This window comes from Pseudomonas sp. ICMP 460 (genome assembly GCF_002723595.1).
GTDB classification, from domain to species: Bacteria; Pseudomonadota; Gammaproteobacteria; order Pseudomonadales; family Pseudomonadaceae; genus Aquipseudomonas; species Aquipseudomonas kitaguniensis.
The window spans coordinates 95825-112941 of the sequence record NZ_LKBR01000079.1 but is presented as its reverse complement, the minus strand read 5'-3'; the positions used below and the strand labels follow the sequence as shown (position 1 = coordinate 112941).

Below are 17117 nucleotides of genomic sequence, written 5' to 3'. Positions count from 1 at the left end.
TTTCAGAAATCTAAAGCTGATCGAGTGGACAAGAAATATAGCAGGTTGCGAAGCGCTTGGTTAGGCGCACTAAAATCGGGCCGCTGTGCAGGGAAGCGTAGACCTCAATGGCAGTAGGGGACAGGGATGTATTGGACCAACACAAGCAATCACCTGTGGTCAGCAGGCTAAATGTGGCGAGGGGGCTTGCTCCCGATGGGCTGCGCAGCAGCCCCAAAATCCCGGGAGCGCTGCGCACTCCAACGCGAGCAAGCCCGCTCGCCACCATTGCAAGCAGGGCGAGTAGTTATTGCGCGGGGTGGGACAGGCTGTACACGTACGCCGCCAGCAGGTGCACCTTGTCATTGCCTTGCAGCACGTCCTGCGCTGGCATCTGGCCCTGGCGGCCGTGGCGGATGGTCTGTTGCAACTGCGCCAAACTGGTGCCGTAGATAAAGCCTCCGGGCTCGGTCAGGTTCGGCGCGCCCATGGCTTCTACGCCGTGGCCTTGCGGGCCGTGGCAAGCGACGCAGGTGCTGCTGAACGCGGCTTGACCGGCGACGAGGTCGGCGCTGTTGTCGGCTGGCAATGGCAGTTTGGCCAGGTCGTGGCGCACGTAGGCGGCAAGGTTTTTCACCGCGTCTTCGCCCAGCACTTCACCCCAGGCCGGCATCGCCGCGTGGCGACCGTTCAGGATGGTGGCTTTGATTGCCTCGGCCGAGCCGCCCCAGCGCCACAGGTTGTCGGAAAGGTTCGGGAAGCCGTAGCCGCCCTTGGCATCCGAGCCGTGGCACACCGCGCAGTTGGAGGCGAACAACCGACCGCCCATCTTCAAGGCTTGCGGGTCTTTGGCGACTGCTTCCACCGGCATTGCCGCGAATTTGGCGAAGATCGGCCCGAACCGGGTGTCGGCGCGGGCCATTTCCTTGTCCCACTCCTTGGCCGAGGTCCAGCCGTCTTCGTAGCCCGGCAGCACGCCTTTCCAGTTGCCCAGGCCCGGGTAGAGGATCAGGTAGCCGACCGCGAACACCAGCGTGCCGGCGAACAGCATGAACCACCACTGCGGCAGCGGGTTGTCGTATTCCTCGATGCCGTCGAAAGCGTGGCCCATGGTCTGGTCGACGCTGCCCTTGGTTTCGCCCTTGCGGGTGCCGATCAACAGCCACGTCAGGCCGATCAGGCTGCCGAGGGTCAGTACGCAAATCCATGCACTCCAGAAAGGTGTCATGGCTGGTTGCTCCTTGTTGCTGGCTCTGGTTGAGCGTCGGTTGGAGAAGGTTCATCGGCAAACGGCAGCAGGCGTGCCTGCTCGAAGTCTGCGTTGCGGCGGTTGTTGAACACCCACAGCGACAGGCCGATAAACGCGATGGCGACCACCAGCGTGCCTAGGCCGCGAATAGTCCCCGCATCGAATTCAAATCCCATGGCTCACCTCTTGCTCTTGATGGCAGTGCCGAGCACTTGCAGGTATGCAACCAGCGCGTCCATCTCGGTCTTGCCCTTGAGGCTGGCAACCGCGCCACTGATGTCGTCGTCGGTGTAGGGCACGCCGAGGGTGCGCATCACCTTCAACTTGGTCTCGGTGTGGCTGCTGTCGACCTTCGCTGTGACCAGCCACGGGTAGGCCGGCATTTTTGACTCGGGCACCACGTTGCGCGGGTTGTACAAGTGCGCACGGTGCCAGTCGTCCGAGTAGCGCGCGCCAACGCGGGCCAAGTCCGGCCCGGTGCGCTTGGAGCCCCACAGGAACGGGTGGTCCCACACGCTTTCGCCCGCCACCGAGTAGTGGCCGTAGCGTTCGGTTTCGGCGCGGAACGGGCGGATCATCTGCGAGTGGCACTGCACGCAGCCTTCGCGGATGTAAATGTCGCGGCCTTCCAGTTGCAGCGCGGTGTACGGCTTCATGCCCTCGACGGGTGTGTTGGTCACGTCCTGGAAGAACAGCGGGACAATCTGGGTCAAGCCGCCGATGCTCACGGCGAGCACCATCAGCAGCATCAGCAGGCCGACGTTTTTTTCAATCGTTTCGTGTTTCATCGCAGTCTCCTCAGGCCATCTGCGCGACAGGCGCGGCTTCGACCGGTTGCGCCGAACGCACGGTGCGCCAGGTGTTGTAAGCCATCAGCAACATGCCGCTGAGGAACACGGCACCGCCCACCAGCCGCACGATAAAGCCAGGGTGGCTGGCCACCAGGGTTTCGACGAAGGAGTAGGTCAAGGTGCCGTCTTCATTGACCGCCCGCCACATCAGGCCCTGGGCGATGCCGTTGACCCACATTGAGGCGATGTAGAGCACGGTGCCGATGGTGGCCAGCCAGAAGTGAGCGTTGATCAACCCGAGGCTGTACATCTGCTCGCGACCGAAGACTTTCGGGATCATGTGGTACAACGCGCCGATCGAGATCATCGCCACCCAACCCAGCGCCCCGGCGTGTACGTGGCCGATGGTCCAGTCGGTGTAGTGGGAGAGGGCGTTGACGGTCTTGATCGCCATCATCGGGCCTTCGAAGGTCGACATGCCGTAGAACGCCAGCGACACCACCAAAAAGCGCAGGATCGGGTCGCTGCGCAACTTATGCCAGGCGCCCGACAGCGTCATCATGCCGTTGATCATGCCGCCCCAGCTCGGTGCCAGCAGCACCAGCGACATCACCATGCCCAGCGACTGCGCCCAGTCCGGCAGCGCGGTGTAGTGCAAATGGTGCGGGCCAGCCCAGATGTACAGGGTGATCAGCGCCCAGAAGTGCACGATGGACAAGCGATAGGAGTACACCGGGCGCTCGGCCTGCTTGGGCACGAAGTAATACATCATCCCCAGAAAGCCCGCGGTGAGGAAAAAGCCTACCGCGTTATGCCCGTACCACCACTGCACCATGGCATCCGTCGCACCGCCGTAGAGGGAGTAGGACTTGGTCAGGCTGACCGGTATTTCCAGGTTGTTGACGATGTGCAGGATGGCCACGGTGATGATGAACGCACCGAAGAACCAGTTGCCGACGTAGATGTGCTTGGTGGTGCGCTTCATCACCGTGCCGAAAAATACGATGGCATAGGCGACCCAGACGATGGTGATCAGGATGTCGATCGGCCATTCAAGTTCTGCGTATTCCTTGGAACTGGTGTAGCCCAGCGGCAAGGTGATGGCGGCCAACACAATCACCAACTGCCAGCCCCAGAAGCAGAACGCGGCGATTTTTGGCGCGAATAGCCGGGTTTGGCAGGTGCGTTGTACCGAGTAAAACGAGCTGGCGAACAAGGCGCAGCCGCCGAACGCAAAGATCACCGCGTTGGTGTGCAGCGGGCGCAGGCGGCCGAAGCTGGTCCAGGGCAAGTCGAAGTTCAGTGCAGGCCAAACCAATTGAGCCGCGAGAAAAACCCCGAGCCCCATGCCGACGATGCCCCACACCACCGTCATAATGGCGAATTGGCGGACCACCTTGTAGTTATAGGCGGTACTTAAAGTAGTGTTCATGGTTCCCCATCCACGGTTCAACCCAAGCCAATGCGGCACTTGGGCTGGAGTTATAGGCAGACTAAAAAGCGAGGCAAGCATGGGCAAAGAGCACAAGGCCAGTATTGACGGGGATCAATGGGCGCAGTGTGTGCGCGAACGCGGCTGGTTGTGGGATGTCGCGACGCCTGCGGCGACGGGCGAGCCCGTCACGTTGATCCTGGCCCACGGCGCCGGTGCACCGATGGACTCGGCCTTTATGCACGACATGGCTGCACGCCTTGCCGGGCATGGCGTGAACGTGTTGCGCTTCGAGTTCCCGTACATGGCGCAACGCCGCCTGGACGGCGGTAAACGCCCGCCGAACCCGGCGCCCAAACTGCTCGATGCCTGGCGCGAGGTGCATGCCGAGGTGCGGCGTCATGTCGCTGGGAAACTGGCGATGGGCGGCAAGTCGATGGGCGGGCGCATGGCCAGTCTGTTGGCCGATGAACTGGGTGCTGATGGGTTGGTGTGCCTGGGTTATCCGTTTTATGCGGTGGGCAAGCCGGAAAAGCCGAGGGTCGAGCATCTGGCCGGGCTGAAGACGCCGACGCTGGTTGTGCAAGGTGAGCGTGATGCGCTGGGTAATCGTGCGGCGGTGGAAGGGTATGACTTATCGCCGAACATCAAGGTGATGTGGCTGGTGGCGGGGGATCATGACTTGAAGCCGCTGAAGGCTTCGGGGTTTAGTCATGCGCAGCATTTGGAGGCTGCGGCGGCGCAAGTGGCTGAGTTTTTGGTCAGCTGTTAAGGCCCCATCGGGAGCAAGCCCCTCCCACATGTTGAACTGTGTTCACACATTTCAACATGTGGGAGGGGGCTTGCTCCCGATAGCGGTCTACCGGTTAAAACGCTCCACCAGCGAGTACTGAGTATTGGCGGTATGCGTCAGCTCTTCACTCAACTGCGCCGAGTTCATGGCCTGTTCCGAGGTCTGATCCGCCAACAGCGCAATGGTGCTGATGTTACGGCTGATCTCTTCGGCCACCGAGCTTTGCTCTTCGGTCGCCGCCGCGATTTGCGTGGTCATGTCGGTGATATGCGCCACCGCTTCACTGATCCCCACCAACGCCTTGTCGGCCTCCATCACCCGCGCCACACCCTCTTCGGCCTGGCGATGCCCGGCGTCCATGGTTTGCACAGCGGCAGCAGCGGTGTGCTGCAGCTTGGCGATCAGGGCATGAATTTGCCCGGTGGATTCAGCCGTACGCTGCGCCAGTTGACGCACTTCGTCCGCCACCACCGCAAAACCACGGCCCATCTCACCGGCACGCGCCGCTTCAATCGCGGCGTTCAACGCCAGCAGGTTGGTTTGGTCGGCAATGCCTTTGATCACATCGACGACGCCGCCGATTTCGTCGCTGTCCTTGGCCAGTTGGGTGACCGTCACACCGGTCTCGCCCACGGCCACGGACAGGCGCTGAATCGCCTCGCGGGTTTCGCCGGCGATGTCGCGGCCACGGCCGGTCAAGCGATTGGCCTCCTGAGTGGCGTCCGCCGTGCGCTGCACGTGGCTGGCCACTTCCTGTGTGGTCGCCGCCATCTGGTTGACGGCAGTGGCCACCTGCTCGGTTTCCACGCGCTGGCGTTCCAGGCCGCTGGAGCTGTTATGCGCCAGGGTGTTGGACTGCGCCGCCTGGGCGTTGAGGTGTTCGGCAGTGTCCTGCAAGCGCGTGAGGCAGGTCTTCAGACGGGCTTCCTGGCTGAGAATCGACATCTCCAGCCGCGCTTGTGCGCCTCGGCTGTCGGTGTACATCTGCGCAATCAACGGGTCGGAGGTGGTCTGCTCGGCCAGGCGCAGCAAACGCTTGAGGCCACGTTGCTGCCAGCTCAGGCCGAGCAGGCCGAGCGGCACCGACAACCCGGCTGCCAGGGCAAAGCCCCAGTGCGAGTTGAGTGAGGCACCGATCATGAAGCTCAACTGGCTGACCAGAATAAACGGCAGCCAGTCCTGCAAAATCGGCAGCCACTTGTCGCGCTGTGGCACGGCAGACTTGCCCTTGTTGATGCGTTGGTAGAGCGCTTCGGCCCGGCGGATCTGCTCGGCGGTGGGCTTGATGCGCACCGATTCGTAGCCGATCACCTGGTTGCCATCGAAGACCGGCGTCACATAGGCGTTAACCCAGTAGTGATCGCCACTCTTGCAGCGGTTCTTGACAATGCCCATCCATGGCAAGCCTTGTTTGAGCGTTGACCACATGTGTGCGAACACGGCCGCCGGAACATCCGGGTGACGTACCACGTTGTGCGGGGCACGAACCAGTTCGTCATGGGTGAACCCACTGATCTCGACGAAGGCGTCGTTGCAGTAGGTAATCGTGCCTTTGGCATCTGTGGTGGAGATCAACCGTTGCTGAGCGGGGAAGGTGCGTTCGCGCTGGGTAACGGGTTGGTTATTACGCATGAGAGTTCAATCCGCAAGGCTTTCAGGGGTTGTCGGCCGGAATCTGCATTTATTTAACTTGAATTTGCAACAATCGACGGTGCGCGCTTTTGCAATCAAGAAAATCAGCCGGCCAGCATCGGGTAGGTGAACAACCCGAAGTGAAGCAGATTCAGCCCAAAGTGCGTGGCAATTGCCGCACCCAGCCCACCAAAACGATACGCCAGGCCGTAACCCACGCCTGCAATGCCTGCCAACAGCACCCAATACCCACCCGCGCCCACGTGCGCCAGGCCGAACAACAGCGAGGCCAGCAACAAGGCCAGGTTCTCGCCGTAGGGCAGGTGCTGGAAGCGCCGGCTCAGGCCGCCCTGGATATAACCCCGGAACAGCGCCTCTTCCACCAGCGTGACCAGCAGCAGGTTGTTGAGTACCCACAGCCAGGCTTGCGCCGGCCATTTTGGTGCCCAACTGATGATCCCCAGCAACGCTGCGCCACCCAGCGCAGTGATTGCCGTGAGCGTCAATGCCAGTGCCGTCACGTAGATCGACAGGCGCAATGAGCGCCGCGCCACCAGCCATGGGCAGGCCATCAGCAACCAGAAGCCAATCAGCGGTTTGTCCTGGTTCAGGTACATCGAAAACGGCACGGAGTCTGGCGTAAAACGCTGCGGCGCGATGCCCAGGCCGTTGTAGAAACCCGGCAGCCAGTGCAGCGCCAGGCCCAGCGCCAACACAACAAACAAGCCGTGCCCGAGGTAACGCGCCCAAGGGTTGTGCTGCTGGCGAACGGCGTACCCGGCGATCAGCAGCAGGGCGATCGAAACCGCTGCCAGCATGCCCAGTTGCCCATAGGTCAACGCCACTAGGTAGCCAATCGAAAGCAGCATCAGGTACAGCCAGGGCAGAGCGAGCATGGGAATGCCTCCAAAAAAACTGGCAGGCATTGTAGCGAGCGACCTGCGTTGGCTGTATGAAACTCTTGCGCGCAATTGGCCTGGGTGCGCCGCTATAGCGCTTTGGCGGCTTTTCCCGGTCGCAACACCAGCCACAACGCCCCGGCAATCAACACCCCGCCGTACAGATGCGCCATCGACAACGGTTCATCCAGCAGCAACGCGCCCCAGAGCACGCCGAACGGCGGAATCATGAAGGTCACGGTCATCGACCTAACCGGCCCGATGGATGACAGCAGGCGGAAGTAAAGAATGTAGGCAAACGCCGTGCACACCAGCCCCAATCCCAGCAATGACCACCACACTTGCCCGCCGCCCCAACTGGCCGGCGGATGGCTGATGGCGCTGTAGGCAAACAACGGCAGCAGGAACAGCGTAGCGCCCAGCATGCTGCCCAGCGCCGCGAGCCGGCTGTCCAGCCCGCCGCGCTGGTCCAGCCAACGCCGCGCGAGAAAACCGGCAAAGCCGTAACAGGTGGTGGCCAGGAGGCAGGCGAGTGCGCCCATCAGCAATTGCATGTCAAAAGCCACTGGCCCGGCACGGGTCAGCACGCCCACGCCGAACAGGCCCAGCGTGACCCCGGCGATTTTCGACGGGGTGAGGCGTTCGCTGAAGAACAGCCCGCCGATCAACACGCCCATCAACGGCGTCGTGGCGTTGAAGATCGCCGAATACCCCGCGGGCAGCACTTGGGCTGCCAGCGAATACAGGGTTGCGGGAAGCCCGGAGTTGATCACACCCAGCAGCAGGATGGTCTTGAATTTGCCCTGAAAGTCCCAGTTCACGCGCATTGCCGCAAGGATCACCAGCAAGCCGGCGGCCGCAATCGAGACGCGAAAAAACGCGGTCGGCACGCTGCCGATTTCCGGCGCGATGACGCGCATGAACAAGAAACTAGCGCCCCAGATGGCAGCCAGCCCCAACAGGTACAGGATGTCGACAGGTTTCACGAAACGCTCCTCCATCAATAAGGCGGCGGAGTGTTGCGCAGAGGCCCGCTCGACACAATTGCTAATTAAGCGGAAAGCCGTAAGCTGCAAGCAAACGCAATTCGGCAGGTACTTGCCGCTTGAAGCTTGCCGCTTGCCGCTGCTTTTCTGCGACAATCGGCCCCCTGCATAAATAGATGACCAAAACGCACCTGATGACTGACCAAGCGCCCACTATCGACCAACTGCTGAAAAACCTTGATCACGCCATGCTCGCCGACCGCCAACGCTTGCGGCGTCAGTTGCTTGAGCTGCGCAAGAAGCCCGATGAGCAGAAACTCGCGCAGTGGGTCGCGCGCATGCAGGCGTCTTGCGCCCAGGTGACGGCGCGGCGCGCCAGCCTGCCGGTGATTCGTTACGACGACAGCCTGCCGATCGCCGCCAAGCGCGACGAAATCAAGGCCGCGCTGCTCAAGCATCAGGTGCTGATCATTGCCGGCGAGACCGGTTCGGGTAAAACCACCCAACTGCCGAAAATCTGCCTGGAAATCGGCCGTGGCCAATACGGCCTGATCGGCCACACGCAGCCGCGCCGAATTGCCGCGCGCAGCGTCGCCAGCCGCGTCGCCGAAGAACTGGCCACGCCGCTTGGCGCGCTGGTCGGCTACCAAGTACGGTTCGAAGACCAGAGCGACGCCAATACCCTGATCAAGCTGATGACCGACGGCATCCTGCTGGCGGAAACCCAGAACGACCGCTACCTCGAGCGCTACGACACGATCATCGTCGACGAAGCCCACGAGCGCAGCCTGAACATCGATTTTTTGCTCGGCTACCTGAAAACCCTGTTGCCGCGCCGCCCCGACCTTAAAGTCATCATCACCTCGGCGACCATCGACCTGGAGCGCTTTTCCAAACACTTCGACGACGCGCCGATTGTCGAGGTCTCGGGCCGTACGTTCCCGGTGGACACCTGGTATCGCCCGCTGACGCTGGAGCAGGACGAGGAGGGCAACCGCGTCGAGGACGACTTGACCGTCGATCAGGCGATCCTCGCCACGCTTGATGAAATCGCCGCTTATGAGCGTAGCGAGCGGCGCAGCCCCGGCGATGTGCTGGTGTTTTTGCCGGGCGAGCGCGAGATTCGCGACGCCGCCGAGATGCTGCGCAAAGCTCAACTGAAGCACACCGAAATTTTGCCGCTGTACGCGCGCTTGTCGCCGGCCGAACAGCAGCGCATTTTTCAGTCCCACCCTGGGCGGCGTGTGGTGCTGGCCACCAACGTCGCGGAAACTTCGCTGACGGTGCCAGGCATTCGTTATGTAATCGACAGCGGCACCGCGCGCATCAGCCGCTACAGCTACCGCGCCAAGGTGCAGCGCCTGCCGATTGAAGCGATTTCCCAGGCCAGCGCCAACCAGCGTAAAGGCCGTTGCGGCCGGGTTGAGCCGGGTATTTGCATTCGCTTGTTCAGCGAAGAAGATTTTATCGGCCGCCCGGAATTTACCGACCCGGAAATCCTGCGCACCAACCTCGCCGCCGTAATCCTGCAGATGCTGCACCTGCGGCTCGGCGAAATCACCGATTTCCCGTTCATCGAGCCGCCGGACGGCAAGGCGATCAGCGACGGCTTTAACTTGCTGCAAGAGCTTTCGGCGGTGGACCGCAACAGCCAGCTCACGCCGCTGGGTCGCCAACTGGCGCGCTTGCCGGTGGACCCGCGCATGGGCCGCATGCTGCTTGAGGCCGCCAAGCTCGGCAGCTTGCAGGAAGTGCTGATCGTCGCCAGCGCGATGTCGATTCAGGACCCGCGCGAGCGCCCGCCGGAGCGTCAACAAGCCGCCGACCAGGCCCACGCACAGTGGAAGGACGCCGATTCGGACTTCGCCGGTTTGGTGAACCTGTGGCGCGGCTTTGAAGAACAGCGCCAGGCACTCACCGCCAGCCCGTTGCGTAACTGGTGCCGCAAGAACTTCCTGAATTACCTGCGGCTGCGCGAGTGGCGCGACTCCCACCGCCAGCTCAGCCTGATCTGCCGCGACATGCAGTTGACCGTCAATAAAGAACCGGCGGACTTTGCCAAGCTGCACAAGGCCGTGTTGTCGGGCTTGCTCAGCCAGATTGGACAAAAGACCGAAGACGGCGATTACCTCGGTGCACGCCAGCGGCGCTTCTGGATTCACCCGTCATCGGGCATCGGTAAAAAACGCCCGCAGTGGCTGATGGCCGCTGAGCTGGTAGAAACCACCAAGCTGTATGCGCGCATGGTGGCGAAGATCGATGCTGACTGGATCGAGCCGCTGGCCGGGCACCTGATCAAGAAAAACCACTTCGAACCGCATTGGGAGAAGAAACGCGGCCAAGTGGTCGCGTTTGAGCAGATCACCCTGTTTGGGCTGATTGTGGTCGGGCGTCGGCCAGTGCATTACGGGCCGATTGACCCGGTGGTGTCGCGCGAGCTGTTTATTCGTGAAGGCTTGGTGCGCGGCGAGATTCAATCCAGGGCCAAGTGCCTGACGGCTAATCAGCAATTGTTGGAACAGCTCGATGAACTGGAGGCCAAGGCGCGTCGTCGCGACATCCTTGCCGACGAAGAAACGCTGTACGCCTTCTACGATGCGCGCTTGCCGGCGGAGATTCACCAGACCGCAACGTTCGACAGTTGGTACAAGGTCAACAGCCAAAAAGACCCGCAGTTGCTGATCATGCGCGAAGAGGACGTGCTGGCCCGCGAGGCCAGTGAAGTCACCGCCGCGCATTACCCGGACACCTTGCACCTGGGCGACCTGGCGTTGGCGCTGAGTTACCACTTTGAGCCCAACCACCCGCGTGACGGCGTGACCCTGCGCGTGCCGGCACCGCTGTTGCCGGCGTTGCCGCCGGAGCGGCTGGAGTGGCTGGTGCCGGGCGTGATCGAAGCCAAGTGCATCGCGCTGGTGCGCAACCTGCCTAAAGCGTTGCGCAAGAACTTCGTGCCGGTGCCGGACTTCGTCAAGGCGGCGCTGCAACGTATCGAGTTTGCCCAGGGTTCATTGCCCCAGGCGCTGGGGCGTGAACTGTTGCGCATGACCGGCGCGCGGGTCAGCGATGAAGCGTGGGCCGAGGCCGCGCAACAGGTGGAAAACCATCTGAAGATGAACCTGGAAGTGGTCGACGGGCAAGGCAAGTTCCTCGGCGAAGGCCGCGACTTGGCAGAGCTGACTGCGCGTTTTGCCGAAGCCAGCCAGGCCGCGTTGGCCGTGCCGAATACCGCGAAAAGCCAGCAGCCAGTGGAGGCCAAGGTGTTTGCGGCGGTGGCTGAAAAGACCCAGCAAAAGATCGCCGGCCTGTCGATGACGGTGTACCCGGCGCTGGTCGAAGACAACGGCACGGTCAAAGAAGGGCGCTTCTCTACCGCCGCCGAGGCCGAGTTCCAGCACCGCCGCGCCTTGCAGCGTTTGTTGATGCAGCAATTGGCCGAACCGGCGAAATTCCTCCGCGGTAAGTTGCCGGGCCTCACTGAGTTGGGGCTGATGTACCGCGAGCTGGGGCGCATCGATGGGTTGGTCGAGGAGATTCTGCTGGCCAGCCTCGACACGTGCATACTCGAAGGCGAAACCAGCCTGCCGCGTGACGGCGCGGGTCTGGCCGCCCTGGCCGAACGCAAGCGCGGCGCCTGGACCGAGCACGCCGAGCGCCTGGCACGCTTGACCCTTGAAGTACTCAAGCTTTGGCACGCGTTGCAGAAACGCTTCAAAGGCAAGATCGATTTGGCTCAAGCCGTGGCCTTGAACGACATCAAGCAACAACTGAGTCATTTGGTGTACCCAGGTTTTGTGCGGGAAACCCCGGCGCAGTGGTTCAAGGAATTGCCGCGTTTTCTTAAAGCCATCGAGCTGCGCCTGGAGAAACTGCCGAGCCAGGTGCAAAAAGATCGCGTGTGGAGCACCGAGCTGAGCGGGTTGTGGGCGCAGTACCAGAACCGCCTGAATAAACACACGCAAGAAGGTAAGCGCGACCCTCAGTTGGAGGTTTACCGCTGGTGGCTGGAGGAATACCGGGTGTCGCTGTTTGCCCAGCAATTGGGCACCAAGGTGCCGATTTCCGACAAACGTCTGAGCAAACAATGGAGCCTGGTCGAAGCCTGACAGTTGTGGCAAGCGGGCTTGTTGTGGCGAGCGGGCTTGCTCGCGTTGGGCTGCGCAGCGGCCCCAAAACCAGTCACCGAGGTGTATTAGTTAAAACTCGGTCGTTAGTAAAAGGGGCCGCTTCGCAGCCCAACGCGAGCAAGCCCGCTCGCCACAGTGAACCTTCACCTCGCAACACAGCAGGCGCCCACCGAGACCTGTCCGGTTTTGCTGGACATGGCGCTAAACCTCCGGGTTTGTGGCAAACTTGGCGGCTATAAATGCCGGGATCGTCGTAATGGGCTGGTTCAGCCGCGGCGCGATGGAATAAAGCGTTGCCAGTTTGATGCCCGCTGGACGGAATCGAACGACTTAAAATGTGGTACGACGGTACCAATATCTTCTGCCTGACAGATTTAGAGGAACGACCGTGCATAACGTCGTCATCAGCGGCACTGGCCTGTACACCCCGGCCAACAGCATCTCCAACGAAGAGCTGGTGCAGTCTTTCAATACCTACGTGCAGCAGTTCAATACTGACAATGCCGCCGCCATCGAGCGCGGTGAAGTGCAGGCCTTGACCGAGTCCAGCGCGGCCTTTATCGAGAAGGCGTCGGGCATCAAGAGCCGCTTTGTCATGGACAAGGACGGCATTCTTGACCCGCAGCGCATGGCCCCGCGCTTGCCCGAGCGCAGCAATGACGAGTGGTCGGTACTCTGCCAGATGGCGATCGGCGCCGCCGAACAAGCCCTGCAACGCGCAGGCAAGACCGCTGCCGATATTGACGGCGTGATTGTCGCCTGTTCCAACTTGCAGCGCGCCTACCCGGCGATTGCCATCGAAGTCCAGGAAGCCCTAGGCATCGAAGGGTTCGGTTTTGACATGAACGTGGCCTGCTCATCGGCGACCTTCGGCATCCAAAACGCCGCCAACAGCATTCAGTTGGGCCAGGCGCGGGCGATTTTGATGGTTAACCCGGAAGTCTGCACCGGCCACCTGAATTTTCGCGACCGCGACAGCCATTTCATCTTTGGTGACGCCGCCACGGCGGTGATCCTCGAACGCGCCGACTTGGCGACCTCCGAGCATCAGTTCGACGTGGTGAGCACCAAGCTGCTGACCAAGTTCTCGAACAACATCCGCAATAACTTTGGTTTCCTCAACCGCACGGCGCCAGAAGGCATCGGCGCACCCGACAAACTGTTCGTGCAGGAAGGCCGCAAAGTCTTCCGTGATGTCTGCCCGATGGTCGCTGAACTGATTGGTACGCACCTTGCGCAAAACCAGTTGAACGTCAGCGATGTGAAGCGCTTTTGGCTGCACCAGGCCAACCTGAGCATGAACCACCTGATCGTTAAAAAACTGCTCGGCCGCGAAGCCACGGTGGAAGAAGCCCCGGTGATTCTGGACACGTACGCCAATACCAGCTCGGCCGGCTCGGTGATTGCGTTCCACACCTATCAGGATGACTTGCCCAAGGGCGCCGTGGCGGTGCTCAGCTCGTTTGGCGCGGGTTACTCGATCGGCAGCGTTATCTTGCGCAAGCGCTGATCTTGCACACGGCGTGCACCTTGAACAATGAGGTTTTACATGGCGGCAGCAGACGATGCGCACCTGCTTGAACGCCTGCTAAAGGGTGAGCAGCGGGCCTACAAGGAAATGGTCACGACCTACCAGAGCGCGATGCGGGCTGTGGCCTATGCCATCGTCGGCCAGCGCCATGCCGATGAAGTGGTTCAAGACGCCTGGCTTTCGGTGGTGCGCAACCTTTCCAGGTTCGAAGGGCGTTCAAGCCTTAAAACCTGGCTGCTGACCATCACCGCCAACTCCGCCAAGGGCCGCTATAAAAAGAATCGTCGGGAAGTATTGCTCGACGATTTGCCCTCGCCCCACGGCACGCTCGGGGATGATCGCTTCGTTCCCGACGATGGCCACTGGGCCGTCGCCCCTTATGCCTGGCACCAAGACACGCCGGAAGCGTTGCTGACCGAAGAAGAGCTGCGTAAATGCCTGGAGCATACGTTGCTGAGTTTGTCGGAGCTGCAAAGCAGTGTGCTGGTCTTGCGTGAACGCCAGGGCCTGGAATTGGAAGACATTTGTAATCTTCTGACGCTCTCGCTCTCCAATGTGCGTGTGCTGTTGCATCGAGCACGGCTTAAAGTCTTTGCCACGGTGGAACATTTTGAGGAAACCGGCGAATGTTGACCTGTAAAGAACAAGTGGCACGTTCCAGTGACTATCTCGATGGGCAATTGACCTTTCGTGAGCGTCTGCTGGTGCGCCATCATTTGATGTTTTGCCGTAACTGCCGGCGATTCATCCGCCAGATGCGCCTGCTGCAGGCGACGTTGAAGCTCATGCCGGACGCGCCGGTAGAGGATGCTGATGCGGTGGCTGACCGGCTAGTGGCCGAGCGCCTGAAAGATTTGTAAAGCGGCAAGCGGCAAGCGGCAAGCCACAAGCGGCAAGCCACAAGCCGCAAGCTTGAAGCTTGAAGCTTGCCGCTTGAAGCTTGAGACTTGCCGCTGCTTTTTTTAGAACTTGGCTTCAGCATCCAGCTGCAGGGTGTTGGTGTTGGCATCACGCTGAGTGCGGCTGGCGAAGTCAGCCTTGGTCAGGAAGTACGTGGCGCCGAGGGCGAAGTTCTTGTCGATGTCGTAGCTGACCTTCATCTTGTGGCCACGCGAACCGGTCGTGCCGTTGGCGAAGTCCGAGTCGGTGAAGGCGCCAACCACTGCGTTACGCTGCGTATCGCGGTAGTTGTAGTCCAGGTTGAAACCAAACACCTTGGACTTGGCACCCAGCAACCAGGCAGTGTCCTGATCGGTTGAAGCGTCGTTGTTTTTCACGTACTGGCCGTAGAACGCCAATGGCACGGCCAGGCCGCCGATGTCTGCCTGGGCAAAACCTTCGTACAGACGGAACTGTTCGTTGGCCGAGTTACCGTTGACCGCCAGTGCGCAAGGCGAGGAGGTCGTGGTGCAAGTGCTGTCCTTGTCGTTCTGGTAGGCGTAAACGCTGCCGCCCAGGGTCATCTTCAGGTTGTCGGTGACCGAGAAACGCGTCCCCAACTGGCCGGCAGTCAGGCGCAGGTCGTGACGAAACTGCACGCCGTCGCCGTCGACGTTGTCCTTGAGGTTGTAGTTACCAATGCTGCCGAACAGCTCGGCACTGCTACCCAGCGGGTATTTGTAGGTGAGTGCCAGACCTTCCGGGTTGATGTCGCTATCCCAGATCACGTCGCCCATGTTGACCCACGGCTGCAGCATTTTGCCGCCGATCACATGCAGGTTTTTGATCTGGGTCGGGTGGTAGTCGATGTAGCCGAGGTCTAGCCAGATCGACTTTTTGTCGAAGTAGTTGTCCTGGTCCTGGTTGGTGGAGCGGGCATCGTCGCTGCTGCCGGTGGCAACACGGATGCCGGTGTCGACCTGCGAGTTGATCTCGGTATAGGCACCCAGGCGGGCACGGATGCGCTGACGGTCCTTGTCGCGGCCACCGTTGTTGGATTCGCCCTGGATCTTCACGGTTTCCTGACGGAAGCGCACGTCACCCTTGAACTGAGTCTTGGCGGCCCAGGCCAGCTTCTGGTCGAACACGCTCAGGTCGTTGGTTTTTTTCGTGGTGGCCGCGATCTGCTCGTTGGTCTCTTGTTGAGCTTGCTGTGCGATCTGCTTTTCCTTTTGATCCTTGGCCAATTCGCCTTGCAGTTCGGTGTACTGCGCAGCGGTAATTTGGCCATTGGCCTTGAGCATGTCGAGCAATTTAGCGTCGACTGCAGCGCTGGCCGGAACGCTGAGGGCCAGCAACAGGCCGCCGCACAGGACCGCCGCAGTTTTAGTGGAAGCAAGACGCATATCAATCTCCGAAAGTGAGGAGGGATGGCAAACCATCCAGGACACAACCGACCGATGACGGACGGAAAAATAGCCGCTTGCTATAACCAAGCGCTCTAAAAACTGGCGCCAGTATCACTATCGTTTATGACGGGTGAGTGGCAAAGTGATGTCATCTAGATGACAAAATATTTAGAAATGAACTATCCGTATCGAGCCTTGTCCTGCGATTTCAAGGTGTGCTAAGTGCAGCGATCAGCGATACTCGCAAGGCTTTCACGCCCTGAAGTAGTGAGGATGCCGATGCCGTTGCAACGCCTGAACAGCCTGTCAGAAATCGCCCCGCAGGATTGGGACGCCCTGGTGCCGCAGGCCCAACCGTTTGTTCGGCATGCGTTCTTGAGCGCGCTCGAAGACAGCGCCAGCCTGAGCCCGCAATCGGGCTGGCAGCCTGAGCATTTGCTGCAGTGGGAGGGCGCGCGCCTGGTGGCGGCACTGCCCAGTTACCGCAAATGGCATTCCTACGGCGAGTACGTGTTTGATCACGGTTGGGCGGATGCGTGTAACCGTGCGGGCATTGATTACTACCCCAAGTTGCTGACGGCAGTGCCGTTCAGCCCGGTCAGCGGCCCGCGTTTGCTGGCGAGGAGCGCCGAGGACGGTTTTGAACTGCTGAACAGCCTGCCGGGCTATCTGGAAATCGAAGGCCTTTCCAGCGCCCACATCAACTTCGCCGACCCGTTGGCCGACGCAGCACTGGCGGTGCAGCCTGGATGGTTGCAGCGTTTGGGTTGCCAGTTTCATTGGCAAAATCGCGGCTACCGCGACTTTCAGGATTTTCTCGACGCCTTGAGTTCGCGCAAGCGCAAACAGATGCGCAAAGAGCGCGAGCAGGTGGCCGGGCAGGGCATCGAGTTCGAATGGTTACACGGCCATGAGTTGAGCGAGGCGCAGTGGGATTTTGTCTACGCGTGCTACGCCAACACCTACGCGGTGCGCCGCCAGTCGCCCTACTTGACCCGTGAGTTTTTCAGCCTGTTGGCCGAGCGCATGCCCGAAGCCATTCGCGTGGTACTGGCCAAACAAGGTTCACGCCCGGTGGCCATGGCGTTCAGCCTGATCGGTGGCGACAGCTTCTACGGTCGTTACTGGGGTTGCCTGGCAGAGTTCGACCGCCTGCATTTCGAAACCTGCTTTTACCAAGGCATGGACTACGCCATTGCCCACGGCCTGCAACGCTTTGACGCGGGTGCGCAGGGCGAGCACAAATTGATTCGTGGGTTTGAACCGGTGATTACCCGCTCGTGGCATTACCTGCGCCATCCGGGTTTGAAAAATGCAGTGGAGGATTTTCTGACGCAAGAGCGGGTGGGGATTTTGGCCTACGCCGAAGAGGCAAGGGCAGCCCTGCCTTATCGGCAGGGCTGAACAGGG

At 60.8% G+C, this 17117-nt stretch carries 14 protein-coding genes; 6 read left to right on the top strand and 8 right to left on the bottom strand.

Going from position 1 to position 17117, the window contains the following annotated elements; translation table 11 throughout:
* Window positions 1–286 precede the first annotated feature (286 nt).
* The 4 genes from ccoP to ccoN are packed head-to-tail and all read right to left on the bottom strand — an operon-like array spanning window position 287 to window position 3451.
* Entirely contained in the window at window positions 287–1207 is a 921-nt protein-coding gene (gene ccoP / locus AO240_RS26565) for a cytochrome-c oxidase, cbb3-type subunit III (RefSeq protein ID WP_099240584.1), read from the bottom strand.
* On the bottom strand, window positions 1204–1404 hold the full coding sequence (locus AO240_RS26560) for a cbb3-type cytochrome c oxidase subunit 3 (RefSeq protein ID WP_099240581.1): 201 nt from the start codon (window positions 1402–1404) through the stop codon (window positions 1204–1206). The genes ccoP and AO240_RS26560 overlap by 4 nt, the downstream gene beginning before the upstream one ends.
* Before the next feature lie 3 nt (window positions 1405–1407).
* Entirely contained in the window at window positions 1408–2016 is a 609-nt protein-coding gene (ccoO, locus tag AO240_RS26555) for a cytochrome-c oxidase, cbb3-type subunit II (protein WP_099240579.1), read from the bottom strand.
* Between the two features lie 10 nt (window positions 2017–2026).
* The gene (ccoN, locus tag AO240_RS26550) at window positions 2027–3451 is read right to left on the bottom strand and encodes a cytochrome-c oxidase, cbb3-type subunit I (RefSeq protein ID WP_099240576.1); all 1425 of its coding nucleotides are present in this window, start codon (window positions 3449–3451) and stop codon (window positions 2027–2029) included.
* 79 nt (window positions 3452–3530) lie between these two features.
* Between ccoN and AO240_RS26545 the strand changes: the two genes are divergently transcribed.
* Window positions 3531–4223, top strand: coding sequence for an alpha/beta family hydrolase (locus AO240_RS26545; protein ID WP_099240574.1), 693 nt, complete (start codon window positions 3531–3533; stop codon window positions 4221–4223).
* A gap of 87 nt (window positions 4224–4310) precedes the next feature.
* Here AO240_RS26545 and AO240_RS26540 read toward each other — a convergent pair whose 3' ends face one another.
* The 3 genes from AO240_RS26540 to AO240_RS26530 form a co-directional block, all read right to left on the bottom strand.
* A complete protein-coding gene (locus AO240_RS26540) occupies window positions 4311–5876 on the bottom strand; it encodes a PAS domain-containing methyl-accepting chemotaxis protein (protein ID WP_099240571.1) in 1566 nt (521 codons plus the stop codon).
* A 104-nt stretch (window positions 5877–5980) separates the two neighbouring features.
* On the bottom strand, window positions 5981–6772 hold the full coding sequence (locus AO240_RS26535) for a type II CAAX prenyl endopeptidase Rce1 family protein (protein WP_099240569.1): 792 nt from the start codon (window positions 6770–6772) through the stop codon (window positions 5981–5983).
* 92 nt (window positions 6773–6864) lie between these two features.
* Window positions 6865–7761, bottom strand: a complete 897-nt coding sequence (locus AO240_RS26530) for a DMT family transporter (RefSeq protein ID WP_099240566.1) — start codon at window positions 7759–7761, stop codon at window positions 6865–6867.
* A 194-nt stretch (window positions 7762–7955) separates the two neighbouring features.
* Here AO240_RS26530 and hrpA point away from each other — a divergent pair, with 194 nt between their 5' ends.
* From hrpA to AO240_RS26510, 4 genes are all read left to right on the top strand, one after another.
* Window positions 7956–11867, top strand: coding sequence for an ATP-dependent RNA helicase HrpA (gene hrpA / locus AO240_RS26525; RefSeq protein WP_099240808.1), 3912 nt, complete (start codon window positions 7956–7958; stop codon window positions 11865–11867).
* Window positions 11868–12276: 409 nt separating this feature from the next.
* Entirely contained in the window at window positions 12277–13398 is a 1122-nt protein-coding gene (locus tag AO240_RS26520) for a beta-ketoacyl-ACP synthase III (protein WP_099240564.1), read from the top strand.
* A gap of 39 nt (window positions 13399–13437) precedes the next feature.
* Window positions 13438–14052 (top strand): RNA polymerase sigma factor, encoded by a 615-nt coding sequence (locus tag AO240_RS26515; protein ID WP_099240561.1) that lies wholly within the window; start codon window positions 13438–13440, stop codon window positions 14050–14052.
* Window positions 14046–14279 (top strand): zf-HC2 domain-containing protein, encoded by a 234-nt coding sequence (locus AO240_RS26510; protein WP_099240558.1) that lies wholly within the window; start codon window positions 14046–14048, stop codon window positions 14277–14279. Before AO240_RS26515 ends, AO240_RS26510 begins: the two co-directional genes overlap by 7 nt.
* A 102-nt stretch (window positions 14280–14381) precedes the next feature.
* Here AO240_RS26510 and AO240_RS26505 read toward each other — a convergent pair whose 3' ends face one another.
* Window positions 14382–15704 carry a putative porin gene (locus AO240_RS26505; protein ID WP_099240555.1) on the bottom strand — a complete coding sequence of 441 codons (1323 nt, stop codon included), beginning with the start codon at window positions 15702–15704 and terminating at the stop codon, window positions 14382–14384.
* Between the two features lie 282 nt (window positions 15705–15986).
* Between AO240_RS26505 and AO240_RS26500 the strand changes: the two genes are divergently transcribed.
* On the top strand, window positions 15987–17111 hold the full coding sequence (locus tag AO240_RS26500) for a GNAT family N-acetyltransferase (RefSeq protein ID WP_099240553.1): 1125 nt from the start codon (window positions 15987–15989) through the stop codon (window positions 17109–17111).
* Window positions 17112–17117 lie beyond the last annotated feature (6 nt).